Below are 24,400 nucleotides of genomic sequence, written 5' to 3'. Positions count from 1 at the left end.
TCATGATTAGGTACCGAAGTATATCGGGTCAAGGAGCGCCGAGACTGCAGCCCCAGTGTGGAAGCGGCGCCGGGGCGGGTACGGCCGCCCTCTTGTCAGGTGCCGAGTCCGCGGTCTCCCGTGAGCTCTCGGACGATGGCCCGCTCCAGCTCAGTCAGCGGCTGATCGGGGACCAACTGCTCGGGACCGCCCAGAGGCGGAGCGCTGAGGAGGTAGCTGCCACCGAGCAGAACCGTCGGTCCCACCTGCATGGCACCGAAAGCGACCAGACTGTGCCAGACCGCCCCGGCACAGCGGCGTACCAACCTCTTCACGCCTGTCCACCTCCTCGCGTAATCGGCCAGGCTCCGCCGTTCGTCGGCGAAGCCAAGGTGATAGTGGTGGCGCACGGCGAGCCGCCGCCCCAGTCGGGCCGCCGCTGCAGGAACTCCAGGCGCGCCGTGGCGACCACCAGGAGCGGGACGGAGCCGACGGTGCGGACGACGTCGCTGATGAAGTCCGGGAGCGTCTCGTCGGCCTGGTGCACGTCCTCGAAGACCGTGATCAAAGGGCGTATTGCCGATGCCTGTTCCAGCACACTCCGCCAGGCGGTGAAGGCCTCGTCCCGGAGTGCAGCGGTTGGCGCGTCGGCACTGTGGGCGGTAGGGCGCAGGGCCTCGGCCACCTCCGCCAGCACGGCTGCGGTGGCCATCCCGTCCGGATCGCCGGGCCGGGTCCGCCCGACGACGCACCGGACGGCCCCCTCGTCCTCGCGTACGACGTTGCGGAGTCGGGCGACCAACCGGCTCTTGCCCGCGCCCGGGCCGCCCAGGATCGTGACGAGGTGAGCCTGTCGCCGCCGCCGGACCCACTCCAGCACACTGTGCAGCACGCCCAGTGCCGGATCGCGGTCGAGCGCCCGCATCCCGTCCCGTCGCGCCGATGCCGCCCAGGTCGCGGACCCTCTGCCGCGGGGTCCTTGGACCGTCGCCAGCGCCGGTCTCGGAGCCGTCAGCCGGGCCGCGGACACACCACGCGCTCCGGCGGTCGATCGCACCGCAGAGGCCGCGACCTGCGGTGCTGCTCCGCCTGTGGCCCGTACCGGGACTGCTCCTAACTCCGGAGCGGCAAGCGCCGGATCGTGGTTCAGAATCGCCCGCTCCAACTCCGCTAGCTCACGGCCAGGCTCCAGCCCCAGCTGATCGAGCAGGGCGCTACGGTGCCGGTGGTAGACGCGCAGGGCCTCGACCTGCCGGCCGCAGCGATACAGGGCCTGCATCAGCAGGCCGCACATCCGCTCCCGCAGGGGGTCCAAGTCCATGGCTGTCTGCAGTTCGCCCACGACCTCGTGGTGGCGGCCGCAGGCCAGCTCGGCCTCGTAAAGGTCCTCGTGCACGGCCATGCGCATGCTGTGCAGGCTGGTCAGCTCCGGCCAGGCGATGCCCGATTCGGTGAGGTCCTCCAGCGCCGAGCCCCGCCACAGCGCGCGGGCGTCTCGCAGCAGGCGCGCGGCGCTGCCGAACGAGCCGGCTGACAGCTCCGCCCGTCCCTGTTCCGCGGACCGCTGGAACCGCGCGAGGTCTAGGCTCTGGGGATCCAGCCGCAGCGCGTATCCGGGGGAGCGACTGACCAGCGCCGCTGCGGTGGCGTCGACTCGGTACCGCGCGAGGGTGCCCCGCAGTCCGGAGATGGCGTTCTGCAGCATCTTGCGCGCAGTGGGAGGCGCATCGGCCGGCCACAATGCGGTCACCAGATCGCCGGTCGCGACGGTCCGGTTGGCGTGCAGCAGCAGGAATCCCAGCGCGGCGCGCTGTGTGATACCGCGCAGGGGCAGGACGCGGTCACTGCTTATGACCTCCAGCGGCCCCAGCACCCGGAATCCGACCACGTGCTCGCCCTCGGAGTGCGGGAGCGGGGCGCCCGTTGGCAGTCTGTCCACGTAACACCTCGTCAGACGGTGTCGGAAGCGGGGAACCGCTCCGTCAGGGACTGCAGCAGTCCGCGGTCCACTTTCCCGGAGATGGTCAGTGGCAGCTCGGCATGGAACGCGATGCGGGCCGGTACGTGCAACGGTGTGAGTACCGCCGCGACATGGTGACACAACTGCTCGGCGGTGCACACGGCCCCGGACCGCAGGGCTACGTCCGCGTGGACGTGCTCCATGCCGTCCGAGTCCCGCACGCCGTAGACGACGGCGTTCGCGACCTCCCGGTGGGCGACCAAGGCCTTCTCAACTGCCGCAGGATGGATCTTGGTTGCGCGGGACTTGATGACGTCGTCGAGCCGTCCGACGAGGTGCAGATATCCCTCCTCGTCCCGGTGCCCCAGGTCGCCGGTGCGCAGCCAGCCGTGCCGCAGCGTCCTGGCGGTGAGAGCGGGGTCCCCGAGGTAGCCGGACATCATGTTCGGTGATCGCATCCACACCTCGCCAGTGCGCCCCGGAGGCAGCTTCTCCTCGGTGTCCGGGTCGCATACGCGCAGGTCGACTTCGGGGAACGGGCGGCCCACTGTGGAGAGCAGTTCCGGCCTGCGATGGTCCTGAGGGCCGAGCAGGGTGATCCTGCCGCCCTCACTTGTGCCGTAGTTCTGCATCAGGGCGTCGCCGAAGGCGTGGACCGCCTGAGCCAGGCGCTCCGGTGACGCCGGGCAGCCACCGTACATGAGCTGGCGCAGTGAGGAGACGTCGGTGCCCGCGAGTCTGGGGTGGTCGAGCAGGGCGTAGAGCTGGGGCACCGCCATGTAGGTGCCGGTGACGCGATCCGCCTCGATGGCGCGGAGGGTCTGTCCTGGGTCGAACCGCTCGTGCAGCACGACGGTGCCGCCGGCAGCAATGACGATGTCCAAAATCACGCCGACGGCGTGGCTGACCGGGGTGATGACCAGGAACGTGACGTGTCCCGCGTCCTGGAGGGCGGGGTAGGCGGACAGCACCGTGCTGTTCCAGCCCGTGAAGGACTGGCAGATGCCCTTCGGGCGGCCGGTGCTGCCACTGGTGTAGGTCACGACTGCGGTGTCGGGCTCGGGACCAGGGGGAAACGTGTGGTCCGGTGGCACCTCGACGGCGGTGAGATCGGTGACTCCTGCTCCGCACTTCCCGAAGCCGGCCAGCCGGATTGGATGCGGCAGCTGGCTCACTGCGGCCTGCCCGGGCCCGGCGTTCGCGGGGTCGACGATCAGCAGACTGCTGCTGGCCTCGCGCAGAATCTCCGCTTGGGCGGCGACCGGCAGAGCCGGGGCCTGCGGTCCCGGATTCGTCGAGCGCACGTGCACGACGGTCGCGCCGAGCAGGTGCGCGGCGTAGCGGGCGGTCAGGGTCAAAGGACTGTTGGCTTCCGTCAGCACGCCTACCGTGACACCCGGGCCAACGTCCAGGCGGCGCAGGCCTTCAGCGGCACGGATGATCGACCAGTAGAACTCGTGGCCGGTGACCGGCGCGCCGCGCCAGCGCAGGACGGTGTCGTCCCCACGGAGCCGCAGACTCTTGAGGATGGCTGCCACATAGTGCGTCGTTTCGTGCGCCGGTTCTCCGACGGATACGGGAAGGGGAGCTGCCACGGTGATCCAATCTGGGGGAGGCGAGGAGGCCTGAACCCGGCGATGGGGCGCTGCGGACCGGGCCATCGTTCGCGGCGGTTCTCGAGATTCGATGGGAAAAGTCTGGTGGCGCAGTTCTGAGCCCCAGGCCCCGGACCGGCGTCACCGCCGCTCCGGGGCCATCACCGTGGTCGAGGTGCTACGCCTGGACGCGCGCGATCGCCAGTTCGCGCCAGATCTGGTCCAGCACCTCCACGAACTTCTCCACGTCGCTGGGGGTGTGCACGGCCGCCGGGGCAACCCGCAGGATCTCCTGACCGGTCCGCACGCTGGGGGCGTTGATCGCCTGCACATAGATGCCGTGACGCTCGAGGAGCAGGCGAGAGGCCTGCTTGCTGGTCGCGTCGTCCCCGATGAACACCGACACTATGTGGGAGTCGTCGGAGAGGAAGGGAATGCCCCGTTCGGTGAGCAGCCGGTGGAGCAGACGGGCGTTCTCGTTGAGGGCATCGCGTTCGAGGCCGGACGCCCGGAGGTGCCGGACGGCGGCGAGTGCTCCTGCGGCGATGGCCGGGGGCAGGGACGTGGTGAAGATGAACGACCGGGAGAAGGCGCGGACGGCGTCGATGAGCGGGGCGGGGCCGGCGATATAGCCGCCTGCGGTGCCGAAGCCCTTGGCCAGGGTCCCCATGATGACGGTGAAGTCGTCGGCGATCCCCTCACGTGCCGCGATGCCGGCTCCCTGAGGACCGTACATCCCGACGGCGTGCACCTCGTCGAGGAACGTGATCGCCCCGTACCGCTTCGCGATGTTGCTGATCGCAGCGAGCGGGGCGACGTCGCCTGACATCGAGTAGACCGATTCGAGCACGATCATCTTGGGTCGGTCGGGGTCAGCGGCGGACACCAGCTCCCCCAGGTGCGCCGCATCGTTGTGGCGGAATATCTGCTTTTCCGCGCCGCTGTGCCGGAGTCCGTCGATGATGGAGGCGTGATTGAGCTCGTCCGAGAAGACGATGCAGTTCTCCAGCCGGCCGGCGATGACGGACAGCGAACCGTCGTTGGCGGTGTACCCGGAGGTGAACAGCAGGGCGTCGTCCTTGCCGTGCAGATCCGCCAACTCCTTTTCCAGCAGCACGTGGTAGTGGTTGGTGCCGCCAATGTTCCGTGAACCACCGGAACCGGCGCCGAATTCGTCGACGGCGCGCTTCATCGCCTCCAGCACGTGCGGGTTCTGGCCCATGCCGAGATAGTCGTTGCTGCACCACACGCTGATGTCCGAGATGTCGCCGTCCTGCTTGTTCCAGGCCCGGGCGGTCGGGAAACTACCTGCCCTCCGGCCTATCTCCAGGAATTCACGTTTCCTTTCCGCTATTTCTTCGAGCTGGCCCGTAAAGAGGTCCAGGTGCTGCGGCATGACGTCAACTCGCTTTCTGCTGAAGCTGATTGGATGAACGGAACGAGCCGCGCCGGGTCTCGCGGAAAACCCGGACCAGAAGCACGCTAGGGCGGTGCCACGGCTTCTGTACAGAGAGATATTCCGGCGTGCGTCCACCGGAGTAAGCGCACGTCCATCGGCCTCGTTCCCGTCCGTTACCCGATAATTGACGGGCAGTGGAATATCCCGCTCAACGGAATGTGGACACCTGTGCCATGCTCATGAGTCCCGGTCGATGAACAGCCCGACAACAGCCCGAAAACGCGGAGGTCATCGTGTCTCTCTCGGTAGCCGCCATCCTCGCCGAGTCCGCACTGCGCCGCCCGGATCATCCTGCGGTCGTATTCGGCGCCACGCGCATCACGTACCACGACCTGTGGGAGGGGGCCGGGCGGTATGCGGCGGTCCTGCGCGAGCACGGGATCGGCCCCGGCGACCGGATCGCGTTGCTCCTGCCCAACACGCCGCACTTCCCGATGGCGTACTTCGGGGCACTCGCGCTCGGAGCGACGGTGGTTCCCGTGCACGCGCTGCTGCGGGCCGACGAGATCGCCTACGTATTGCGGGACTCGGCGTCGAAGACGCTGGTGTGCGCGACGCCGCTCATGCCCGAGGGCGGCGTGGCCGCACGATTGGCAGGTGTCCCACTGCTGACGGTGATGGAGGAGGGCGAGACCGCAGCACCGCGCCTCGACGCTCTCGCCGCGCATGCCACTCCGGTCGACCGCCCCGTGCCGTGCGAACCAGGCGACGTGGCGGTGGTCCTCTACACCTCCGGTACAACCGGACGGCCAAAAGGGGCGATGCTCACGCACCTCAACATCACCATGAACGTGGATACAACGATGTTGTCGCCCTTCGACTTCAGCGCCGACGACATCCTGCTCGGTGCCCTGCCGCTGTTCCACACCTTCGGTCAGATCTGCGGCATGAACACATGCTTCCGTGCCGGCGCGACTCTGGTGCTCATGCCGAGGTTCGACGGGCCCCGGGCCCTCGACCTCATGGTGCGCGAGAAGTGCACCGTTTTCATGGGCGTGCCGACCATGTACGTGGCGTTGCTCGATGCTGCCCGGCACAGCTCCCACCGGCTTCATCTGGACCGAGCGTTCTCCGGGGGCGCGGCCCTCCCGGTCGCGCTGCTGGAGGAGGTCCAGGATACGTTCGGCTGCCCGGTCTACGAGGGGTACGGGCTGACCGAGATGTCGCCCGTGGTCGCCTACAACCAGAAGCCGTGGCCGTGCCGACCGGGCACGGTCGGCCGACCGATCTGGGGCGTCGAGGTCGGGATCGCCCGGGCCGACGTGGAAGGCAAGATCGAACTGCTCCCCGACGGGGAGCTGGGCGAGATCGTCATCCGCGGCCACAACGTGATGGCGGGTTACCTCAACCGGCCCGAGGCCACCGCCGAGGTGATGGTGGACGGTTGGTTCCGTTCGGGCGACCTCGGCAGGAAGGACGCCGACGGCTATCTGGTCCTGGTCGACCGCAAGAAAGACATGGTGCTGCGCGGCGGCCACAACGTATATCCGCGCGAGGTGGAAGAGGTGCTGACGCGCCACCCTGCCGTCGCGCAGGTCGCGGTCATCGGTGTTCCGGACGAGGTGCACGGCGAGGAAGTGTGTGCCGTGGTGGTGGCCCGGCCGGGCGCCCCGACGGACACCTCGCTCGCCCGGGACATCGTGACCTGGAGCAAGAGGCGCCTGGGCGCACACAAGTACCCGCGCCGTGTGGAGTTCGTCGACGCCTTCCCCCTGGGCCCGAGCGGCAAGGTCCTCAAGCGCGAATTGGCCGACCGTTTCGGCGGCTCCAGGGCTGCCTGACACCAGATGTCTGGCGTATCGCACCGCAACCGCGCGGCCATCTGGCACGCCAATCTGCAGCACTTCCCGACGGTCACCACTCCCCGACACCCGGATGCGCCATCGAGCGCGGTGCCCCCATCGCCCTGCTCACATCTAGAAGCAGCCTTGACACCCGCTGGTGCAAGCATCCACGACGGCTCGTCGGGCGCGGGCGCCTGGGAACCTCGATGCGGGAACCGCCAGTCACCGAATGCACTCAGAGACGGAGAGCGTCGTGATGCCGCCTACCACGCCCGGACCAGCCGCCCATGACTCCGCCGTCCGTACGATCGGGAATCCGCCGCTTCTGTGGACCGGTGGCCCGTTCGACGGTGCGAGCACTCTGCTGTCACAACTCGTCCTGGCCACCGGGGCCACGAATGTGGCCGAGTGCGGATCCGCCGGAGGAGTCCTCACCCTCCGCATCGCCCAAAGCCTGCGCGCCAACGGCCGTGGCAGGGTGGTCGGTTGCGAACCGGACCGAGAGGCGGCCGAACAGGCCCGCGCCACGCTGGAACGCGCGGGGCTGACGGCGCATGCCCGGGTCGTGCCGGGGGCGGCACAGGATGTGCTGTCCGCCGTCGGCGGAGCTGTCGACCTGCTCGTGTTGGGAGGCGACCCGGCCCAAGCCCTGCCCGCCCTCAAACTGTTCGAGCCCCGCCTGCTGCCGGGCGCGATGATCGTGGCGCGGAGCAGTGCACACGAGGCGGGAGGGACTGCCGACTTGCTGGCTTACCTCCGTTCCCCCGACAGCGGCTACATCTCGCTGTCGCTGAGGCTCGACGGCGGGCTGGAGCTCGCCGTCCGCGCGGACTGACCAGGGCACTGACCGAGAGGCGGAGTGCGTTCGGATGACGTCCGACAGGTGGACGACCGCGCCCGGAAACCGGCCGCGGGTCGTCGAACTCGACATGATTTACGGCGCGATGCTCGACTGCCTTGCGCCCGAGGCAGCGGAGCGGCCCGACGACGGCTCGGCGGACCGCGGCTCCTACAGGCTCGCTCCAGCGCTTTCTCAGACCGGCCCAGCACTGTGGCTCCCGCAACCTGCTTTCTGGGGAATCTGAGGAGAGTTGTCATGAGCGATGCTCGGCTCATAGGTACCTGGACCACCCAACTCGACGATGACGGCAAGGCAGTCCCGGGGCTCGTCACCTTCTCCGCCGACGGAGGAGTCGTCTCCGTCCAGGCGAACACGAGGAACATCGGCCTCGGCACCTGGCGGTCCACCGGATCCGACACCTTCGAGTACGGCTTCCGCATCCTCGCCGTGAACGACGAGGGTACCTACGTGGGGCAGGCCCGCATCCGGGTGGAGGGAGAGTTCCTGTCCGCCACCCGGTGGCACGGAACCGGGGGAGCGGACTTCTACGACCCGCAGGACACCAAGCTGCGTGGCCACTCCGGCTCGAAGGTCACGGCTGACAAGTTCGGGGTCGCCGAGTGATGCTGCTGCGGGAGCGCGTCTGCGGCGAACTGATCCTCCCGATGGACCCCGGCTATCGGCTTGCGCTGCAGGTGCAGAACACAGAGTACGACACAGTCAAGCCGCAGGCCGTCGCGTACTGCGAGACGCCCCAGGACGTCCGTGACTGCGTCCTGTACGCCCAGGAGAACGGCCTGCGCGTCCATGTGCGCAGCGGCGGACACAGCTTCAACGGCTGGTCCACCGGCACGGGTCTGGTGATCGACGTTTCTCGGATCAACCGGGTCGCTGCAGATGGTCCGGTGGTGCGGCTGGGAGCCGGTACGCAGTCACTCGACGCGCTGGACGCACTGAAACGGCAGAAGCGACAGATCGTCACCGGAACGTTCCCCACGGTCGGCGCCGCCGGCTTCCTGACCGGCGGCGGCATCGGCTGGCAGACCAGGAAGTTCGGGATCGCCAGCGACCGCATGGTCTCCGCACAGGTCGTACTGGCCGACGGCCGAATCGTGCGGTGCTCCGCCGACGAGCACCCGGATCTCTTCTGGGCGCTGCGCGGCGGAGGCGGCGGCACCTTCGGGATCGTCACGGAGTTCCAGGTGCGGCCGATCGACGCGCCCCTGCTGGTCGGATTCGAAACGCTATGGGTCTACGAGGAGGCCGCCCAGGTCCTGGCGGCCTGGCAGGACTGGTGCGCTGAGAGCGCCGACGAACTCGGCTCATCGCTGGTCGTCCTGCCAGGCATGTTCGGACCGGCCGGACAACCCGTGGTCAGAATCTGGGGAGTTCACTTGGGACCGGCCGAGGTCCTCGGCCAGGCGCTCGACGAACTCTCGGAGCGGGCAGGCACCAAGCCGACGAGCCGGACCGTGGGCACCCGCAGGGCGTACGCCGACGTGCTCCATGAGGCGATGTGCGGCTCCAAGACCGTCGCACAGTGCCACCGCACCGGAACCGGCCCGGAGGCGGAGGGGCACCGGCATCCCTGGACCCGGCAGAGTTACCGGCTCACCTCACGGGCCGTCACCAGGCCCGAGGCCACGTCGCTGCTCGACGCCTGGAACCCGGAACTCGACCAGGAGCGCTACCTGCTCTGCATCGCCGTCGGCGGTGCCGCGAACCGGGTCGATCCCGCCGAGACGGCCTATGCGCACCGCTCCGCCCAATTCCTGACGGGCTACCAGATCGCGTGCCGGGAAACCGAGCCGTCCCCGGACACCGCCGCAGAGCTCACGGCCTGGGCGGACCGCTGCGCCGCCGCGCTCGCCCCGCTCGCCTGCGGCTCCTACATCAACTTCCCCAGCTCACGGGTGACGCCGGGCTGGGAGGCGGACTACTACGGCGCGAACCATGACCGGCTGTCACAGGTGAAGAACGTCTACGACCCGGAAGACTTCTTCCGGCACGGGCAGAGCATCAGCAGCCGGCCCCCGACCACGGAGGCGGCCTCATGAAAACCGATCTGCTCGACAAGGCGGTGCTGGTCACCGGTGCTTCCTCGGGCATAGGACGCGCCACTGCCGTCGCGTACGGCGCCGAGGGAGCGCACGTTGCGATCACCTACCATACCGGTGAGGACCGTGCCCGGGAGACGGCCCGGTTGGTGAGTGAGGCGGGCGGCACCCCGCTGGTCGTCCGCTACGACCTGGCTGACGAACAGTCCATCCGGGACGCCGTCTCTCGGGTCGCCGAGGAGTGGGGCCACATCGACGTCCTCGTTGCCAACGCCGTCGTGTGGAGCGAGGCGATTCCCCGGCCCGGCAAACCGGTCCCGCTCTTCGAGGACGTTCCGCCCAAGCAGTGGCAGGAGGTACTGCGCACCTCGGTGGACGCCGTGTTCCACACCGTCCAGGCCGTGTTGCCCCTCATGCGCGGGCGCCCCTGGGGCCGCATCGTGATGATCGGCGCCGGGCTCGCGGACACGGGCAAGCCCGGTGCCGGGGCGTACGGGGCGGGCAAGTCGGCGCTGTACGGGCTGACCCGCAGCCTCGCCTGGGAGTTGGGCCCCGAAGGCATCCTGGTGAATATGGTCGTTCCCGGCCAGACCCTCACCGAGACCGTACGAGTCAACGTGCCCGCGTCCTTCCCGGAGGAGAAGGGCAGGAGCCTGCCGTCGGGGCGCATGTCCCTGCCGGAGGACGTGGCGAACGCGGTGCTCTTCCTCGGCTCCGCCGCGAACGGCAACACCAACGGGGAGACCCTGCGTGTCACCGGGGGCGCCTGATGGACGTACGCGCCCTGGACGGAGACGACCCGGCCACGATCGCCGCCCTGCTTCCCGGGTTCCGGGAGACCATGCGGCGTGAGCTGCCCGCCGATCCTCCGGTGACCGAGGAACTGCTTGCCCGGCTGCTTCAGCGCCGGCATGGTGCTGACCGCATCGTGCTGGCGGCCTTCGACGGGGAAGAGCCGGCCGGAGTGGTCAAACTCGGTCTCGACCTTGCTGATTCTCAAGGTCCTGGTCACGGTTCCCTGTGGGTGTTCCCCCGCTTCCGGCGCCGGGGCTTCGGCCGCGCACTGGCCACCGCCGCGCTGGCCGGACTGCGCGAGCGCGGACGCGGCCTGCTGCTGGTGGATGCCCCCCATGGGCAAGCGGCCGACGGCTTCGCATCCACCCTGGGAGCGCGGTGCACAGCGGTGACCATGCGCAACCGACTGATGCTTCACGGATCGGCACGAGCCGCTCTCGAAGCCGCGGCCGCCCGGCCGGTCCCCGGGCACCGACTGCGCCGATGGGTCGGCTCGTGCCCTGACGACCTGGTCGACTCCTACGCCCGAGCCTGGGGCGCGCTGGAGGCACGGGTGAACGGACAGGCCCAGGTCCGCAATCCCGCCGCCGGCGATGTACGCGCCAAGGAAGCCGAAGCGGTCAGGGCGGGGCACAGGCAGTACACCACGGCGGCGGTCCGGGACGACGGCGATGTCGTCGCGTACAGCACCCTCTACGTGCGCGCCAGCCCGATGGCCGACGCAGGCGAGACGTTCGTGGCGCCGGACTTGCGCCGGCGTTCGCTGGCCACCTGGCTCAAGGCCGACCTCCTGCTCACAGCCGCCCGGGACAACGCGCATCTGACCATCGTCCAAGCGTTCAACGACACCACCAACACCGCCGTCGTCGCGCTCAACAGGAAACTCGGATTCACGGCCGACTCCCACTGGGCGACCTACGCGCTCAAAGCCTGAAAGGGACCACCGCGATGAGTTCCATCGATACCCCCGTACTGATCGTAGGCGGCAGCCTGGTCGGATTGTCCACCGCCGTGTTCCTCGCCCACCACGGCATCGCGAGCACCCTGGTCGAACGCCACCCGGGCACGTCCGTCCACCCCCGAGCCGTCGGCTACTACCCCCGTACCTGTGAACTGCTGCGCCAGGTCGGCGTTGAGGACGCGGCCGCGCGGGCCGCGTCGGGATTCCAGAACCACCGGACACGTGCCGGGGTCGAGTCCCTGACCGGTGAAGTGTTCTTCAACCGCGAGGAGTTGGCGGGCGAGGACGACCTCGGCGATCTCACCCCGTCGCGTCTGCTGCTGCTCCCGCAGGATCGACTCGAACCGCTGTTGCGCGCCCGCGCCGAGGAACTCGGCGCCAATCTTCTGTTCGGCACCGAACTTCTCTCCTTTGAGGAGGACCCCGAGGGCGTCACCGCGGTGCTCGGCAGCACGGACGGTACAACCCGCGCCGTGCGCAGCGGCTATCTGGTGGCCTGCGACGGGCCGCGCAGCACGGTACGAGAGGCCCTCAAGGTGCCCCGGCACGGCCGCGGCGTGCTGTCCCGGCACGTCAGCATCGCTTTCCGTGCGGATCTGAGCAGGGTGCTCGGGGACCGTCGCTACAGCGTCGTCCACGTGAAGAACCCGCAGGTCACCGGCATTCTGGTGCATGATGACACCCTGACTGGAGGGACCCTGATCGTCGGGCGGGATGCGGAGAGCTCGGAGAACGAGGAAAGCCTCGGTGACTTCACCGACGAGCGCTGTGCCGAGCTGGTGCGCGCGGCCATCGGCGCGCCGGATGCCGAGGTGACCATCCGCTCGCGTTTCCCCTGGGACATGGCTGAACAGGTTGCCGAGGGGTTCGTGCACGGCAGGGTGCTGCTATCGGGCGACGCGGCGCATGTCATACCGCCGACCGGCGGGTACGGCGCCAACACCGGCATCGCCGACGCGCACAACCTGGCTTGGAAACTCGCGCTGGTGATCAACGGCTCGGCGGGCGCCGGGCTGCTCGACACCTACGATGCGGAGCGCAGGCCTGTCGCCGAGTACACGGCACGGCAGGCATCGCTGCAGCTCGCCGTACGTTCCGGCACTGCCACGCCCGAGCAGCGCGCCGAGCTGGCCGACGAGCTCACGGTGACGATGGGACAGACCTACCGCTCCGACGCAATCGTCCCCGAGCAAGGAGACGGTCAGCGGCCGCGGCCCTGCGATCCCCGCACCCTGCGGGGGGTTCCCGGCACCCGGGCGCCGTATGTGGTCTTCGACCGGCCGGGCGGGCCCATGTCCACACTCGACCTGTTCGGGGAAGGCTTCGTGCTGCTGGCTGGAGAACGGGGCGCGTCCTGGGCCGTCGGCGCGACGGCCGCAGCACAACGGCTGGACGCCGACGTGACCGCCTGGTGCGTGGTGCCGGACAGCGGCGGAGACAAGGGGAGGCTCTGCGATCCCGCGGGGCGCTGGGCGGATCGGTACGGAGTGGGGCCCGACGGTGCGGTGCTGGTCCGGCCGGACGGGTACGTGGCCTGGCGGTCGGCCGGTGCCCAGCCCGACTGCGACGAGGCCGACACATTGACGGAGGCGCTGCGTGGCATCCTCGCACTGACCTGACGCATGGGGCACCCGCGCGTGCGGCCGTCTAGTGCCGCAACAGGCAACGTTCGCCCCGTCGCGACGCCCGGCACGCTTCCCCACTGCCTCAAGGGCGTGGGAGTGCCCCCACTCGCCGCACCGGGCACAAACCCGAGTACATCCGGTACGAGGGCTTGCACCCGGCACGCCGAGAGCACGCACCGGACGCCGCTCCTTGACGGGCAAACGTTGCCTGCCGCGGCACTAGGGCGTGTTTCGAAAGTGGCGTCGTCCGCCCGGAGGGCGGGGTCCGCGGCGTCTGGTGCGGTGCATCGCAAGGCGGAGGGTCGTCCTCGTACCGGGCGTACGTGGACGGTCCCGACAACGCGGCGAGGTGCCGTGCCAGGCGTCGCGGACCAGACGGGACTTTCGAAACACGCCCTAGTCGAGACCCGTGCCGTGCGGCAGTTCCGCGAGGGTCTCCACGTACTTGATCAGCAGGCGGGCGAACTCCAGCCGCTCCTCTTCCGGCCAGTCGCGGGTGATGTGCTCGTACGCCGACCGCTGATGACGGCGGAAGCCGGCAAGCATCTCCTTGCCTCCGCCGGTGAGCTGCAGGATCGTGCGGCGACCGTCGAGCTGCGAGGCCGCACGGACCAGATAACCCGCGGAGATGCAGTCGGAGACCATGCGACTGGCCACCGAGGGATCCACGGCCAGCCGCTCACCGATCACGCCCACGGTGACCTCCTGTCCGTCGGCACCCGGTCCCTCCTCGACCAGGCCGAGGACCAGGGTGCGGGTGAGGTCCTTGCGGGACAGCGGCTTCTGGGCGTTGAGGGCAGCGGCACGCCGCAGCCGGGAGAAGGCCGGGCCGACGGCATCGAGCAGCTCAGCTGCAGAAGCCGGCCTCGGGGGCGATTCGTCCATGGGGACAGCTTAGGCCAGCCCTTGGATAGCCTGCACATGCATGGTGATATGCAATTGCGTGTTCTGGCGCACATGATTTGAAAGGTTGACCATGACACCCGACCAAGACTTCGACGTGCTCGTCGTCGGTGGTGGCCCGGTGGGCGTGCTTCTCGCCGCCGAACTGCGTCTCGCCGGTACCCGTCCCGTCGTGCTCGAACGGCTGCCAGAACGCTCCCCGCACTCCAAGGCGTTCGGGCTGCACGCCCGCTCGCTGGAGTCACTGGAGCGGCGAGGCCTCCTCGACCGGTTCTGTGACGGCGCCCGCTCCTGGAACAACGGGCACTTCGCCGGGCTGGACGAGTGGGTCGACTTCTCCACGCTCGACAGTAGGCACGGCTATGCCCTGCTGTCCGAGCAGACACGGACGGAGCGACTCCTCGAGGAGCACGCCCGGGACAGGGGAGCCGAGATACGGCGCGGGCACGAGGTCACGGCGGTGCGCCAGGACGAGGACGGCGTCGAGGCCGACATCACCGCACCCAGCGGCGACTACACGCTGCGCGCCCGGTACGCCGTGGGCTGCGACGGCAGCCGCAGCCTGGTCCGCAGGGCCGCCGGCATCGGATTTCCGGGCACAGGGGGACGGGTGACCGCCCGTCTTGGGGACGTCATGCTGGCCGATCGGCAGAACGCCCCGATGGGAATGGAGCGCACCGAGCGGGGACTGCTGTTCTGTGTGCCTCTGGACGACACATACCATCGCGTCGCCACCTTCGACTTCGAGCGGGGCAAGGCCCCTGGCGAGGACCTCGGCCTGGAGGAGTTGACTGCCAGCCTGCGCGAGATCTGGGGCGACGACCTGGGGGCGCACTCCCCACGCTGGATGTCCTGGTTCACCGACTCGGCCTGCCAGGCGGAACGGTACCGCGAGGGGCGGATCCTGCTCGCCGGCGACGCCGCACACACCCACTTCCCGGTCGGCGGGCAGGGGGTCAACCTCGGCCTCCAGGACGCCTTCAACCTCGGCTGGAAGCTCGCCGCCGCCGTCCACGGCTGGGCGCCGGAGGGGCTGCTCGACAGCTACGACCGGGAGCGTCAGCCGCCGGCTCGCCGGGTCCTGGACAACACCCGCGCCCAGATCGCGCTGATGAACCCCGATCCCTACGTCAGCGAACTGCGCGGCCTCTTCACGGATCTGATGCGCAAGGAGCAGGTCAACCGCCACCTTGCCGAGATGCTGAGCGGTGTCACGGTCAGGTACCCGCTCGACGGCCCCGGGCATCGTCTCCTCGGTGACTTCGCCCGCGACCTGCAACTGCGGACGGACGACGGCAAGTGCACCCTGCCGGAACTGATGCACCGGGGCAGAGGGGTGCTGCTCGACCTCGGCGGGCGCGCTGAAGTCGAGGAGGTCTTGCGCGAGTGGGGGGCAGCGGACCGGGTGAGCGCCGTGCGGGCCGAATGCGACGAAGAGCCGGATCTTGCGGGCCTCCTGGTGCGGCCCGACGGCTATATAGCGTGGGCTGCGGATCGCGACGACTCCGGTAATGAACTCCGGGAGGGCCTGCGGACCGCCCTCACGACATGGTTCGGGGCGGTCTGAGCAGCAGGCCGGGAGGCCGGGCCGAAAGTGGTCCCGCACTTGCAGGCATGTGTATGCTTGCAAGCAAGTGCAGTAGTGCACGTAAATGAAACCCGCTGCCGGGCGGAGCCGCAGGCTGTGACCTGGGCTCGAAAGACCTCCTTAGTTGGGAGAAACCATGCGTATCGTCCGCCACTACGAGCACGGAGCTCCGACAGTGCTGCGTGTCGAAGAGGTGGAGAAGCCGCAGCCCGGTCCGGGCGAGGTGCTGATCCGCGCTGAGGCCATCGGAGTGACCTTCGCTGAGGTCCAGCGCCGTCAGGGCATCCCGATCGGCGGCCACGCCGACCTGCCGGGAGCTCCGGGCGGTGACGTCGCCGGCACCGTCGAGGCGGTCGGCGAGGGCGTGACCAATGTCAGGGTCGGGGACCGCGTGGTCGCCGACGTGGACCACAGCGCTTACGCCGACTACGTCGTGGCGGACAGCGCCTGGCTCATCGTCCTGCCTGAGACCATCGACGCGGCCGAGGCCACTCTGCTGCCCAGCCCCGCCCAGACCGCCTACCACGCCATCAAAGAGTCGGGCCAGCTCAAGCCCGGTGAGACGATCCTGATCGACGCCGCGTCCGGCGGTGTCGGTCACCTCGCGGTACAGATCGCCAAGGCCATGGGCGCCGGCAGGGTCATCGCCACCGCCAGCACAAAGGCCAAGCTGGACTTCGTGCGTGAGCTGGGTGCCGACGTCACCGTCAACTACACGGACGAGGACTGGGACGAGCAGGTCAAGGCCGCCACCGACGGCCGGGGTGCCGACGTCGTCCTGGAGACCGTGGGCGGCGACATCCTGACGAAGAGTCTCCAGCTCACCGCTCAGTTCGGCCGATTGGTCTTCTATGGCTCGGCCAGCGGCAACATCCAGCCGATCCACCCGCTGGCCCTCAGCCGGATGAAGACCGTGGCCGGCTTCGCCCTTTACGCCATGCTGTACAACCGGCCGGAGGCCATCGCGGCAGGGCAGCGCGACCTGTTCGACATGATCAGCAGTGGCAAGGTCCGACCGGTCGTCCGCGAGCGGCTCGCCCTCACGGATGCCGTCAAGGCACACGAAATCATGGAGGCCAGGGCGCACTTCGGAAAGATCGTCCTCGTTCCCTGACCCACCCGAGCTGCGGCCGGCCGTCGAAGTCCCCCGAGGCGGTCGGCCGCTTCGTCATGCCCGGATGCGTTCCCGCACAGCTCACGCATTCGCGGCAACATGACCGGTCGCGCAGCTTCAGAGCTTCTTCAGCCTGCCTCGACGCCTCCCAGACATGGTGTGCGCACAGCACCCATGCGGATATCGAGAAGCTGCGCTGGAGGCGCGTGTGACCACGACCGACAATCCGACAACACAGGCAGCGGTCGATCCCGGCCCGTTGATCAAGCTGACCATCGCGGACTGCGCCGCCAGGGTGCTGCACAGTGCCCTTGCACTCGGTGTGTTCGAAGCGCTGGCCGACGGCCCCGCCGACCTGGCCCGCACGGCCGAACGCACCGGTCTTCACGACCGCATGGCCGCCGACTTCCTGGACGTTCTGGCCGGCCTCGGCCTGCTGGAGCGCACGGGCGACGGCTACCGCAACTCCCCCGTGGCGCAGACCTATCTGGTGCCCGGCTCGGCATCGTACCTCGGAGGGTTCGTCGAACTCACCAACGAGACGCTGTACGGGACGTGGGGCCGGCTCACCGAGGCGCTGCGCACCGGTGAGCCGCAGCACCTCGACCCGGACAAGGGCGGGTTCGTGGGGGACAAGCACCAGGACCCCGCCAAGATGAAGCGATTCCTCGCCGGGCTTGACGCCTACAGTGACCGGATGGGGGCCGAACTGGCCCGCCGCGTCGACTGGAAGCGCTACGGATCGTTCACGGACCTGGGAGGTGCTCGCGGCAACCTCGCCGCTGTCCTGGTGCGGGCCCACTCCCACCTCGAAGCCATGTGTTTCGACCTGGAGCGCACCAGGCCGCTGTTCACTGAGCACATCGGCCGACTGGGCCTCGGCGACCGGATCCGGTTCACCGGAGGTGACTTCTTCACCGACCCGTTGCCTGAGGCTGACGTGGTCGTCCTCGGGCACATCCTGCACGGCTTCGACACCGACCGCCGACGCGCCCTGCTGCACCGGGTCTTCGAGGCTGTACGGCCCGGCGGCGCTGTCCTCGTCTACGACCGGATGATCGACGACGATCGCAGCGACCCGGAGCGGCTGCTCAGCAGCCTGCACATGAGGCTGGTCAGCCCCGACGGTTCCGAGTACCGGGTGGCGGACTGCCGCACCTGGCTGTGTGAGGCCGGATTCGCCGACACCAGCGCGGAGCCGATGCTCGGCACGCACACCCTGGTGACGGCACACAAGTGACCGGGGCGCAGCGATCGATCCCGTCAACTTCCCAGGAGACATCATGAAGCAGGAGAACGCGCCCGTCGTCATCGTCGGCGGCGGGCTGACGGGCCTGTCGGCCGCCGTCTTCCTCGCCTGGCACGGTGTGCGAGCGACGCTCGTGGAACGGCACCCGTACACGTCCAGTCACCCCAAGGCCCGGGCCATCAACCCCCGCACCATGGAGCTCTACCGGTCCGTCGGCATGGAGGACCGGGTGCGGGCAGGCCGTTCGCCGATCACCGGCAACACCGACCTGATCCATGTCGAGTCCCTGGCAGGCAAGGAACGGGTGCGCATGCCCAATGCCTCGATCGAGGACATCGGACGCATCAGTCCCACCACGTGGACGCTCATCGACCAGAACCAGCTGGAGCCGATCCTGCGTGAACGCGCCGTGGAGGTCGGCGCCGACGTGCGTTTCCACACCAGGGTCGACGCGCTCGAGGAGGATGCCGACGGTGTCCTGGTGCACACCACCGACCTGTCCACCGGCGACACGGCCCGGATACGCGCCGCGTACGTGATTGCCGCAGACGGCAGCCGCAGTCCGATGCGGGAGCACCTCTCCATCGGCACGCACGGCAGGGGCACCATTACCAACCTGGTCAGCTTCTTCTTCGAGGCCGATCTGGAGGCGGCCCTGCGAGGCCGGAAGATCATCGCCGCCTACGTCAGCAACCCCGAGGTGCGCGGCACCATCATTCCGATCGACAACGACCGGCGCTGGGTCATCAACGTCTCCTTCTTCCCCGAGAAGGGCCAGAGCGCGGAGGACTTCACCGAGGAGCGGTGTGTCGACCTGGTCCGGGCGGCGGTCGGCATCCCCGACCTGCTGCTGAAGATCGAAACTGTGAACATGCCGCCCTGGGACATCTCCGCCCGCGTCGCGGACAGCTTCGCGACCCGGCGGATCTTCATCGCCGGTGATGCGGCCCATGTGATGCCGCCCACTGGGGCCTTCGGGGCGAGCACGGGCATCCAGGACGCGTACAACCTCGCCTGGAAGCTCGGCCTTGTCCTGTCCGGCACCGCCGAACCGAGGCTGCTGGAGAGCTACGACTCCGAGCGGCGCCCCGTGGCCGAAGCGACCGTCGAGCAGGCGATGCTGCGCTTCGCCGTGCGCGAGGGCAAGCAGTTCCAGGACGTCGCCGACCGGTTGCTGGACGAGACGACCATGACCTTCGGCTACTGCTATACGGCCGGTGCCTTCGTGCCCGAGGAGGGCACTGCCGACACGGTGATCGAGGACCCCGAGCACCCCAGCGGCCGACCGGGGAGCCGCGCCCCACACGTCGCCCTGGACGGCCCGGAGGGCCAAGTGTCCACGATCGACCTCTTCGGCAGCGGCTTCACACTGCTCACCGACGCCGCGGCGAGGCCGTGGAGGGAGGCGGCAGTGACCGCGGCACAGCGGCTCGGCGTCGAGCTGACGGTGCACAGCGTGGGCCCTGACGCCGAATTCACCGACCCCGCAGGACAGTTCAGGCAGCGTTACGGCCTCCACGACGGTGGAGCAGTACTCGTCCGGCCGGACGGGTTCATCTGCTGGCGCGCGACGACCAGTACGGGCTCCGCCTCGGCCAAGGCCGTCGCTGATGCGCTGCGCGAGGTGCTCGGCCGACGCTGATCCACCGGCCGTCCCTCGGCGCGCGCCTCTGCGGAGACGCGCGCCGAGGAGTTTCCTCGGACGCGCGGCCCTGTCTGTCTACCCGGCGCGGTGCAGAATCCGGTCGAGAACGGCCGAGAGTTCCGCGCCGGGGGAGGGCGGCAGCGCCGACGTCCGCCAGGCGATGAACCCGTCCGGCCGGATGAGGACCGCCCCGGCCTCACTCACGCTGTAGGCCTTGGCGAACCGCTCCACCACCTCAGCCGGCTCCGCGGCGCCGACCCGGCGGAAGGAGATGCCGAGCCCGGTGGCGGTGCTGAGCTGCACGGCCGCAGGCTCCCATCCCGCGCCGGCCGGGCCCGCCAGCAGCAGGAACCCTCCGTCGAGCAGGTCGTGCAGCGGCACGTCCCGACCCGCGTCGCGCAGCAGCAGATGAGGCGCCCTCGTCCCAGGACGCCCGGACGGGAGGGTGGGATCCTCCACAGGAGAGCCGTCGTCCGTACCGGCCTCACCCAGCACCGCGTCCGAGTGATAGACGTGGCCGAACAGCACGGTGGCCTCAGGCCGATGTCGGGCCGCGGCTTCCTGATCCAGCCCGCTGCGCTGCAGATAGCGGATCACCCCCTGATCCACGGTGAACTCGGCGACCGGCGCCCGTTCCTGCTCATAGCTGTCCAGCAGCGGGGGACCAGCCTGGCCGCGCAGCACCAGGGCGAGCTTCCAGGCCAGATTGTGCGCGTCCTGCACGCCCATGTTGCCGCCGAACCCGCCGGTGGGAGGCATCACATGGGCGCAGTCGCCGGCCAGCAGCACGCGACCCGCACGGAACCGGTCGGCCACCCAGGCGCCGATCTCCCAGCTGGTCGACGATTCCACCGTCACCGGCAGGTCGGATACTCCCACCGCGGCGCGTACCAGATCCACGCAGGCCTGCGTGTCGTACTCCTGGTGGCTGTCCCCGGGCAACAGGCTGGGCGCCAGCACCCAGCGGTCGGAGCCGTCGCCGCCGAGCTTGCCCAGCACACCCTTGACCTGGGGATTGCTCACGAAGCAGAGGAAGAAGGTGCGCCCGGCGACGTACGGGTCGAGGTCGGCGTGGAAGACGACGTTCATCTGCCGGCCGAAGACGCCCGGACCGTGCGCGCCGATGCCCAGCCGTTCGCGGATCGGGGCGCGGAAACCGTCCGCGGCGACCAGATAACGGGCGCGCACGGAGTGCTCCGTACGGTCCGTCACATTCCGCAGAACTGCGTCGACTCCGGAGCCGTCCTGAGCGAAGGAGACCAGCTCGGTCGCGAACCTTAGGTCCGCCCCGAGTTCCTCGGCGCGTGCCCGCAGGACCGGTTCGAACCGGTCCTGCCCGATCAGAGTCCAGCCGGTGGCGGCCACCTCACCGGAATCGTGGCGGAACGGGCCGTCGAACCGCCCGAGTTCCCTGCCTGCGAGCGAGTCGACCTGCAAGATGTCCCCGTACTGCGCGTGCGGGTTCTCGTTGGCGCGCACGGCCTCCTCCAGACCGACAGCCCGCATGAGTTCCATGGTGCGCGGGCTCGCCGCCTGGGCACGCGGATGTGCCGAGAGCTGCGGATGCCGCTCCACCAGCACTGGCCGGACACCCTGTTGGGCGAGGAACAGTGCCGTGGCCAGCCCCACCATGCTGCCGCCCGCGACGAGTACCTCGACTGTCTCGTCCGCCATTGAAGGCTCCTTCCGGATGAGTCGGGACCGTACCGGTCGAGGTAACTCGGCGTGCCTCGAGCCGGGCTGAGGGGAGCCGCCAGCCGGTGGGGACGGCCAGCAAGGAGACACCAGGTGGAATTCAGCGGTGTCCGAGACCGAAGTGACATGTTCGAGCCGCGGTCGGGCGAGAGGCCCGAGGGGTGCGACCGGGCAGACGACGGGAGGGGCAAGGCCGTGGTGGAGGCGTTGACTGTATTGGTGCTGCTCGGCACCGGGCTGGTTGCGGGGGTGCTGTTCGCGGTTGCGGTGAGCGTGATGCCGGCCTTGATAGCCATGCCCCCAGACCGGTATGTGGCCACGCACAAGCTGCTGGGACGGCACTACGACCGGATCATGCCGTTCATCGTCACTGGTTCCACGGCGATCGACACGGCCTTCGCCATCCGGGCGTCCGGCACCAAATGGGTGCTGTTTGCGGCTGCGGCCTTCTGCATGGCCGGGGTGGCCGTTGTCTCGCAGACCCGCAACGTCCCGATCAACAAACGGGTCAAGCGCACCCGGCCCGAGGACCTCGGGCCGGGGTGGGAGGACCCGCGGATCCAGTGGCGTGATTGGCACTTGGTGCGCACTTGCTGCGCTGTTGCCGGATGCGCACTGACCGCTGCAGGGGTCGTGCTGTCGTGACCCCGGTCATCGAACGGGCACTGCCCGACGACAAGGAGCGGGCCGAGGCCGACGCCCGGATGCGTGAGCTGCTGTCCCGGCCCGACGCGGGACCCGTGGCCGAACGCCTTGCCCTGCTGCACTTCACCGGTCGGCGCAGCAGTCGTCCGTACACCGTGCCGGCAGGGGTGCACCGCCTCGGCGGCAGGCTGGTCGTCGCGACGGGCAGCGCATGGCGGCACAACTTCGCGGGCGGAGCCCAAGGCGAACTGACCTGGCGTGGCGAGCGTCTGCCGGTCCGTTTCATCTTGCTGACCGATGCCGCACTGACCACACAGGGCTACCTGGAGCTCTACGAGCGGTACGGAGCGCAGGCGCCCCGGCGTCTCGGGATCGTCGTGCACGGCGAGACGCCCCCACGGCCCGACGACTTCCGAGAAGCCGTCGAGCGCTGCGGGTTGTCCCTCGTGGAGGTCCAGATGCGCCAGCAGTCGCCTGACACGGTCGTGCCTTCCGGGACCTATGTTGCAGACGAGAGGACTCCACGATGAGCGGAATAGCTGGCTGGGTCGACTTCGAACGCGACCTTGTCCCCGAGGCGGAGACCGTACGCGCGATGGCGGGAGCCCTGGCCCACCGAGGGCCCGATGGCGCAGGGGAGTGGATTCAGGGTCACGCCGCCCTTGCCCATCGTCGGCTTGCACTGCTCGATGTGCGCCACGAGCAGCAACCCGCCGTGGTCTCGTCGGACAGCGGCCCTCTGGTCGTACTGGTCTTCGACGGTGCGCTGACCAACGGAGATGAGCTGAGCCGCCGGCTGGCCGCCAAGAGCCACCGCTTCGCCGGCCACAGCGATGCGGAACTGGCCCTGCACGCCTACCTCGAGTGGGGCGCCGACTTCCCGAGCCGCCTGGAGGGCCTGTTCGCACTCGCCGTATGGGACGAGCGCCGACAGGAACTGCTGCTGGCCCGTGACCGGCTCGGAGTCAAACCGCTGTGCTATTGCCACACCCGGACCGGTCTGCTGTTCGCCTCTGAACCAAAGGCGCTGCTCGCTCACCCCGCAGTCAAGCCGGTGGTGGACGCTGACGGACTGCGTGAACTGTTCGCCCACAGCCGCAAACCCGGAACAGCCGTGTACCGGGGCGTGCGCGAGGTGCTCCCCGGACACACGGTTGTCGTCCGTCACTCCGGCACGGGGCACCGCCGCTACTGGCGTCTGCCCGCACATCGGCACACCGACAGCCTGGAGACAACGATCGCCACGGTACGCAGGCTGCTGTCCGACGCTGTGGCCTCGCACCTACGCGCGGACGTTCCGGTAGGCGCGATGCTGTCCGGCGGCATCGACTCCAGCGCGCTGAGCGCCTTGGCCGCCGAGTCGCTCAGGATCTCGGGTGCAGGCCCGCTGCGCACTTTTTCGGTCAACTTCACCGGCTACGCGGAGAACTTCGAGCCACACCCGACGATGCGGGCCACCCCCGATGCTCCGTTCGCAGAGCTGGCATCCCGGCACATCGGCACCGAGCACACCGAAATCCTTCTGGACACCGCGGCCCTCACAGACGCGCAGGCGCACTTAGCCGCGCTGCGCAGCCAGGACGCGCCTTCGCCTCTCGGAGACATGGACGTCTCCCTGTTGCTCTTCTTCGAGGCATTGCGTGGCAAGGGAATGACGGCAGTCCTCTCGGGAGAGACGGCCGACGAGGTCTTCAACGGCTACTTCTGGGCCTACGACCCGGAGCACAGCAATTCCAGGACGTTCCCCTGGATCTCTTTCGAACGGGGCCACGACGCGGCGGCCGGCGGACTTGGCTGTTCGCTCGTGGACCGGACGCTGCGCAAGGAACTGGACTTCATGGAGTACGCGGACCAGCACTACCGGGACGCACTCACCGAAGTGCCGCACGTGGACGGCGAGAGCGCCGAGGAGCGCAGGGCCCGCGAGATCACCTATCTCGCGCTCACCCGCTGGGCGCCGACCCATCTCGACCGGGCCGACCGGATGAGCATGGCGCACAGCGTGCAACTGCGGCCGCCCTTCTGCGACCGGTCCCTCGTTGAGTACGTGTACAACGTCCCGGCGGCGATGAAGCGCGTGCGCGGCCAGGAGAAGAGCCTCCTGCGCGCCGCGGTCGCGGACCTGTTGCCGAAGCCGGTGCTGGAGCGACGCAAGAGCGCCTATCCGTCCACGCAGGAAGCGGCCTACGGAGAGTCCGTCCGGAGCCGGTTCGTGCAGCTGGCACGCGACCACGCGGCCCCCGTCGCCCCGCTGCTCGACCGCGAAGCCACCGAGGCGGTGCTGACGGCGGAGACCGCTCCGAGTGGAGCCTTCGCGTGGGTAGAGCGGGCGAGCATGGAGATGGTGCTCCAACTTGATGCTTGGCTCGGAGAATACGGTATTGAATTGCGCCTGTAAATCACGACTCGCCCTCACTGGTCGCAGGGCTGCAAGCCGCTTTCTCGCCATTTCCGCCGAGGGTGCAGGAATGCGCGTTTCTCCTTGCTGAATCTAGTTCGCTGGAG

Annotated in this window: 20 protein-coding genes; 14 read left to right on the top strand and 6 right to left on the bottom strand. The window is 69.1% G+C overall.

Annotation, left to right across the window (positions count from 1 at the left end):
• Positions 1–95: 95 nt before the first annotated feature.
• From AC5WRT_RS22365 to hemA, 4 genes are all read right to left on the bottom strand, one after another.
• Complete coding sequence (locus tag AC5WRT_RS22365) at positions 96–314, bottom strand: DUF6059 family protein (RefSeq protein WP_496095355.1); 219 nt, start codon at positions 312–314, stop codon at positions 96–98.
• Entirely contained in the window at positions 311–1,918 is a 1,608-nt protein-coding gene (locus tag AC5WRT_RS22360; RefSeq protein ID WP_496095354.1) for an AfsR/SARP family transcriptional regulator, read from the bottom strand. The genes AC5WRT_RS22365 and AC5WRT_RS22360 overlap by 4 nt, the downstream gene beginning before the upstream one ends.
• A gap of 11 nt (positions 1,919–1,929) precedes the next feature.
• Positions 1,930–3,477: a class I adenylate-forming enzyme family protein gene (locus AC5WRT_RS22355; protein ID WP_496100540.1), complete on the bottom strand. Its 1,548-nt coding sequence runs from the start codon at positions 3,475–3,477 to the stop codon at positions 1,930–1,932.
• 235 nt (positions 3,478–3,712) lie between these two features.
• A complete protein-coding gene (gene hemA, locus AC5WRT_RS22350; protein WP_496095441.1) occupies positions 3,713–4,930 on the bottom strand; it encodes a 5-aminolevulinate synthase in 1,218 nt (405 codons plus the stop codon).
• 296 nt (positions 4,931–5,226) lie between these two features.
• Between hemA and AC5WRT_RS22345 the strand changes: the two genes are divergently transcribed.
• The 7 genes from AC5WRT_RS22345 to AC5WRT_RS22315 all read left to right on the top strand — a co-directional run bounded on the left by AC5WRT_RS22345 (position 5,227) and on the right by AC5WRT_RS22315 (position 13,050).
• Positions 5,227–6,774 carry a long-chain-fatty-acid--CoA ligase gene (locus AC5WRT_RS22345; RefSeq protein ID WP_496095352.1) on the top strand — a complete coding sequence of 516 codons (1,548 nt, stop codon included), beginning with the start codon at positions 5,227–5,229 and terminating at the stop codon, positions 6,772–6,774.
• A gap of 259 nt (positions 6,775–7,033) precedes the next feature.
• Entirely contained in the window at positions 7,034–7,612 is a 579-nt protein-coding gene (locus AC5WRT_RS22340; protein ID WP_496095351.1) for an O-methyltransferase, read from the top strand.
• 261 nt (positions 7,613–7,873) lie between these two features.
• Entirely contained in the window at positions 7,874–8,242 is a 369-nt protein-coding gene (locus AC5WRT_RS22335) for a hypothetical protein (RefSeq protein WP_496100539.1), read from the top strand.
• Positions 8,242–9,675, top strand: coding sequence for an FAD-binding oxidoreductase (locus AC5WRT_RS22330; protein ID WP_496100538.1), 1,434 nt, complete (start codon positions 8,242–8,244; stop codon positions 9,673–9,675). Before AC5WRT_RS22335 ends, AC5WRT_RS22330 begins: the two co-directional genes overlap by 1 nt.
• Positions 9,672–10,445: an SDR family NAD(P)-dependent oxidoreductase gene (locus tag AC5WRT_RS22325; RefSeq protein WP_496095348.1), complete on the top strand. Its 774-nt coding sequence runs from the start codon at positions 9,672–9,674 to the stop codon at positions 10,443–10,445. Before AC5WRT_RS22330 ends, AC5WRT_RS22325 begins: the two co-directional genes overlap by 4 nt.
• Positions 10,445–11,404, top strand: a complete 960-nt coding sequence (locus tag AC5WRT_RS22320) for a GNAT family N-acetyltransferase (RefSeq protein WP_496095347.1) — start codon at positions 10,445–10,447, stop codon at positions 11,402–11,404. The genes AC5WRT_RS22325 and AC5WRT_RS22320 overlap by 1 nt, the downstream gene beginning before the upstream one ends.
• A 14-nt stretch (positions 11,405–11,418) precedes the next feature.
• Positions 11,419–13,050, top strand: coding sequence for an FAD-dependent monooxygenase (locus AC5WRT_RS22315; protein ID WP_496100537.1), 1,632 nt, complete (start codon positions 11,419–11,421; stop codon positions 13,048–13,050).
• A gap of 402 nt (positions 13,051–13,452) precedes the next feature.
• Here AC5WRT_RS22315 and AC5WRT_RS22310 read toward each other — a convergent pair whose 3' ends face one another.
• The gene (locus AC5WRT_RS22310; RefSeq protein ID WP_496095345.1) at positions 13,453–13,941 is read right to left on the bottom strand and encodes a MarR family winged helix-turn-helix transcriptional regulator; all 489 of its coding nucleotides are present in this window, start codon (positions 13,939–13,941) and stop codon (positions 13,453–13,455) included.
• 91 nt (positions 13,942–14,032) lie between these two features.
• On the opposite strand from AC5WRT_RS22310, the gene AC5WRT_RS22305 reads away from it, so the two are divergent.
• The 4 genes from AC5WRT_RS22305 (at position 14,033) to AC5WRT_RS22290 (ending at position 19,552) form a co-directional block, all read left to right on the top strand.
• A complete protein-coding gene (locus AC5WRT_RS22305; RefSeq protein WP_496095344.1) occupies positions 14,033–15,526 on the top strand; it encodes an FAD-dependent monooxygenase in 1,494 nt (497 codons plus the stop codon).
• A gap of 157 nt (positions 15,527–15,683) precedes the next feature.
• Positions 15,684–16,661, top strand: a complete 978-nt coding sequence (locus tag AC5WRT_RS22300; RefSeq protein WP_496095343.1) for a quinone oxidoreductase family protein — start codon at positions 15,684–15,686, stop codon at positions 16,659–16,661.
• A 208-nt stretch (positions 16,662–16,869) separates the two neighbouring features.
• Positions 16,870–17,901, top strand: coding sequence for a methyltransferase (locus AC5WRT_RS22295; protein ID WP_496095342.1), 1,032 nt, complete (start codon positions 16,870–16,872; stop codon positions 17,899–17,901).
• 43 nt (positions 17,902–17,944) lie between these two features.
• Positions 17,945–19,552: an FAD-dependent monooxygenase gene (locus AC5WRT_RS22290; RefSeq protein WP_496095341.1), complete on the top strand. Its 1,608-nt coding sequence runs from the start codon at positions 17,945–17,947 to the stop codon at positions 19,550–19,552.
• 78 nt (positions 19,553–19,630) lie between these two features.
• Here AC5WRT_RS22290 and AC5WRT_RS22285 read toward each other — a convergent pair whose 3' ends face one another.
• On the bottom strand, positions 19,631–21,229 hold the full coding sequence (locus AC5WRT_RS22285; protein WP_496095340.1) for an FAD-dependent monooxygenase: 1,599 nt from the start codon (positions 21,227–21,229) through the stop codon (positions 19,631–19,633).
• Positions 21,230–21,343: 114 nt separating this feature from the next.
• Between AC5WRT_RS22285 and AC5WRT_RS22280 the strand changes: the two genes are divergently transcribed.
• The 3 genes from AC5WRT_RS22280 to asnB are packed head-to-tail and all read left to right on the top strand — an operon-like array spanning position 21,344 to position 24,293.
• Positions 21,344–21,895 (top strand): anthrone oxygenase family protein, encoded by a 552-nt coding sequence (locus AC5WRT_RS22280; protein ID WP_496095339.1) that lies wholly within the window; start codon positions 21,344–21,346, stop codon positions 21,893–21,895.
• Positions 21,892–22,425, top strand: a complete 534-nt coding sequence (locus tag AC5WRT_RS22275) for a PNPOx family protein (protein ID WP_496095338.1) — start codon at positions 21,892–21,894, stop codon at positions 22,423–22,425. Before AC5WRT_RS22280 ends, AC5WRT_RS22275 begins: the two co-directional genes overlap by 4 nt.
• Positions 22,422–24,293, top strand: coding sequence for an asparagine synthase (glutamine-hydrolyzing) (gene asnB, locus AC5WRT_RS22270; protein ID WP_496095337.1), 1,872 nt, complete (start codon positions 22,422–22,424; stop codon positions 24,291–24,293). The genes AC5WRT_RS22275 and asnB overlap by 4 nt, the downstream gene beginning before the upstream one ends.
• The last annotated feature ends 107 nt before the right edge of the window (positions 24,294–24,400 follow it).

Source organism: Streptomyces sp. NTD91 (genome assembly GCF_059510455.1).
The sequence above is the reverse complement of the archived record's forward strand: the minus strand, read 5'-3'. Positions and strand labels throughout refer to the sequence as shown.

What these genes read in the sequence shown, in the direction of transcription:
- AC5WRT_RS22285 (WP_496095340.1), bottom strand. Translation starts at nt 21,229, where the DNA reads ATGGCGGACGAGACAGTCGAGGTACTCGTCGCGGGCGGCAGCATGGTG.
- AC5WRT_RS22305 (WP_496095344.1), top strand. Translation starts at nt 14,033, where the DNA reads ATGACACCCGACCAAGACTTCGACGTGCTCGTCGTCGGTGGTGGCCCG.
- AC5WRT_RS22325 (WP_496095348.1), top strand. Translation starts at nt 9,672, where the DNA reads ATGAAAACCGATCTGCTCGACAAGGCGGTGCTGGTCACCGGTGCTTCC.
- AC5WRT_RS22290 (WP_496095341.1), top strand. Translation starts at nt 17,945, where the DNA reads ATGAAGCAGGAGAACGCGCCCGTCGTCATCGTCGGCGGCGGGCTGACG.
- AC5WRT_RS22315 (WP_496100537.1), top strand. Translation starts at nt 11,419, where the DNA reads ATGAGTTCCATCGATACCCCCGTACTGATCGTAGGCGGCAGCCTGGTC.
- AC5WRT_RS22310 (WP_496095345.1), bottom strand. Translation starts at nt 13,941, where the DNA reads ATGGACGAATCGCCCCCGAGGCCGGCTTCTGCAGCTGAGCTGCTCGAT.
- AC5WRT_RS22300 (WP_496095343.1), top strand. Translation starts at nt 15,684, where the DNA reads ATGCGTATCGTCCGCCACTACGAGCACGGAGCTCCGACAGTGCTGCGT.
- AC5WRT_RS22340 (WP_496095351.1), top strand. Translation starts at nt 7,034, where the DNA reads ATGCCGCCTACCACGCCCGGACCAGCCGCCCATGACTCCGCCGTCCGT.
- hemA (WP_496095441.1), bottom strand. Translation starts at nt 4,930, where the DNA reads ATGCCGCAGCACCTGGACCTCTTTACGGGCCAGCTCGAAGAAATAGCG.
- asnB (WP_496095337.1), top strand. Translation starts at nt 22,422, where the DNA reads ATGAGCGGAATAGCTGGCTGGGTCGACTTCGAACGCGACCTTGTCCCC.
- AC5WRT_RS22335 (WP_496100539.1), top strand. Translation starts at nt 7,874, where the DNA reads ATGAGCGATGCTCGGCTCATAGGTACCTGGACCACCCAACTCGACGAT.
- AC5WRT_RS22320 (WP_496095347.1), top strand. Translation starts at nt 10,445, where the DNA reads ATGGACGTACGCGCCCTGGACGGAGACGACCCGGCCACGATCGCCGCC.
- AC5WRT_RS22330 (WP_496100538.1), top strand. Translation starts at nt 8,242, where the DNA reads ATGCTGCTGCGGGAGCGCGTCTGCGGCGAACTGATCCTCCCGATGGAC.